General features: G+C 62.7%; 2 protein-coding genes. Both read left to right on the forward strand.

Going from position 1 to position 2,123, the window contains the following annotated elements; all coding sequences use genetic code 11:
• Nucleotides 1-889, forward strand: an 889-nt coding sequence (locus tag Q0C64_RS13215; protein WP_294124306.1) for a recombinase RecT, incomplete at its 5' end; no start/stop codon positions are given.
• Between the two features lie 259 nt (nt 890-1,148).
• Nucleotides 1,149-2,114, forward strand: a complete 966-nt coding sequence (locus Q0C64_RS13220) for a hypothetical protein (protein WP_294124307.1) — start codon at nt 1,149-1,151, stop codon at nt 2,112-2,114.
• Nucleotides 2,115-2,123 lie beyond the last annotated feature (9 nt).

Genomic DNA, 2,123 nt, shown 5'->3' on the forward strand with positions numbered 1-2,123 from the left:
GCAGATCGCGCTCGCGTTGCCGCAACACCTGAAGCCCGAGCGCATGATCCGCATGGCGCTCACGACCGTGAGGCGCACGCCCAAGCTGCTGGAATGCGACCCGATGACCCTCGTCGCGTGCATCGTCCAGGCCAGCGAGCTGGGACTCGAGCTGAGCGGTCCCCTCGGCCAGGCCTACATGATCCCGCGCAAGAACAAGGGACGCATGGAGGCCAGTTTCCAGATCGGCTATCGCGGCTATCTGAAGCTCGCCTACAACACCGGCCTGGTCGCCTTCTTCAACTCCCGCGCCGTTCGTGTGGGCGACTTCTTCCAGTACGAGCTGGGCACGGAGCAATTCGTCAAGCACCGCGCCGAGGCATCGCGCGGCGCGAAGATCACGCACTTCTACGGCGTCCTTCGCCAAAAGGACGGCGCCGCCGATTGCGAAATCTGGACGCTCGCCGACATGGAGGAGCATCGCGACCGCTACCGGTCGGACAAGTTCCTCAAGGAAAAAGACAAGAGTTACCGCGGTCCCTGGGATGACGAATTCGAGGCCATGGGCTGCAAGACGATGATCCGCGAATTGAGCAAACGCGCGCCGCTGTCTGCCGAGTTGATGAGCATCGCCGCCGTGGATGAATACACCGAACGCGGCTTTGCCACGCTGGCCACGGCTGGCGACTTCGCGCCGGTTATTGGTGGCGAGGCGCCGCCGGCGATCGGACTGAGCGCCCAGCCAGAGACGCTGGACTCGATTGACGCCGAGATGAAGCGCGTGGCCCTCCACGGCAAGGCCGCGGAGGAGTTCATGGGAAGCTTCATTGGCCCTGGCGGAGAACTGACCGAGGACGGGGCCCAGGAGGCGCTGAAGGAACTGGCGAGCATGCAGGACGCCGGCGAGTGAAATCACAACCCTAGGCATTCCGTCGCTCAGAAAAGGGGGCGGATAAGCTGCAACGGCGAATCGGGCTACCAAGTAAACCGATAGACCGTTGCAGCCGAAGCCACAATGCCGCCAATCCGCTTGGCTCCGGATTGGTGCGGCCCGTTAGCGGGCGATGCGCGTCCTACCATCCGCCGCATTGCTTGGGCGTTTCCCGATCGTTCCGGGAGCGGGCCAATCACGACACGAGGCTTGGTAAATTTGGATCCTGGTGGTTGACATGGAAGCGACTTCGCAGCAAGCGACCGATCACGGCCGCTGGGACGCCGTTCGCACCTGGACTGAACTGAGAGGAGAATCAAAGCTCGCCTGGCAATACCTCTGGGGGATCGCCAACTGGCGGCCCAGGACGATCCAGGTCAACCCTTTGGCCGTCGCCCTCGACCAAGGGTCGAATGACCGCAGGACCGGAGCCAGGCTCCTCAAGCGGCTGGCCGAGCGCGGTCTTATCCAGCTGGTCCAAAGTTCGGAGGATCCGTGGACTGTTTATGTTGACGATCCGATCGAGGTGAAGCGAGCGCTGCTCCGGCGTATCGCCGCGGACCCGCAAGGAGAGCTGTTCGAAGAACGGGACGCTACCGATGCGCGCCAGGCCGAGCCGCCAGCTGCCGTCCCGATCCGCGAAGTCGTGCCACATCTGGCGCCAGATGTGGAAACGCCAATTCAATTCAAGGATGGAGGAGGGGCGCAAGTTGGAATTCAGAATTCAAATGCATTTGCGTTTCCACATCTGGCGCCAGATGTGGCACGAAAGAGCACGGTCAGGATTACCCAGCCAGAGGGAGCCGATCCTCCGGAGCCTTCGAGGATCGACCAGGCGATCGAAGATGCCAGGAGCAAGCTCCAGGAGCGTTGGCGGGTGCCTCTGGAGAAAAAGCAGGAGGACGCGGCCAGCATCGTGGCGAGGATCAAGCAGGTCATCGGCGAACCGATCAGCGATCGGTTTTGCCTCCGGGTGGCCGCGGAGGTGGTTTCTGGCTGCTACCCGTGGACGAAGCTGCATGGCGTCCTGGAGTCAACCAGGAAGTACAAGGCCGGCGGCGTCAACCGGTTGACCGGCAAAGGCATCGTGACTGGCGACGTGGCGAGTTATTTCGCCGGCGCCGCCAAGGCATCAATGCGCAGCGAGGGCATCGACCTGTCGCCCCCCCCCATGGCAGGTGCGAAGAGTGAACCGCCGTTTTGAGGTTAACAG

The sequence above is a fragment of the Sphingomonas sp. genome (assembly GCF_023266535.1).
Taxonomy (GTDB): domain Bacteria; phylum Pseudomonadota; class Alphaproteobacteria; order Sphingomonadales; family Sphingomonadaceae; genus Sphingomicrobium.

What these genes read in the sequence shown, in the direction of transcription:
- Q0C64_RS13220 (WP_294124307.1), top strand. Translation starts at nt 1,149, where the DNA reads ATGGAAGCGACTTCGCAGCAAGCGACCGATCACGGCCGCTGGGACGCC.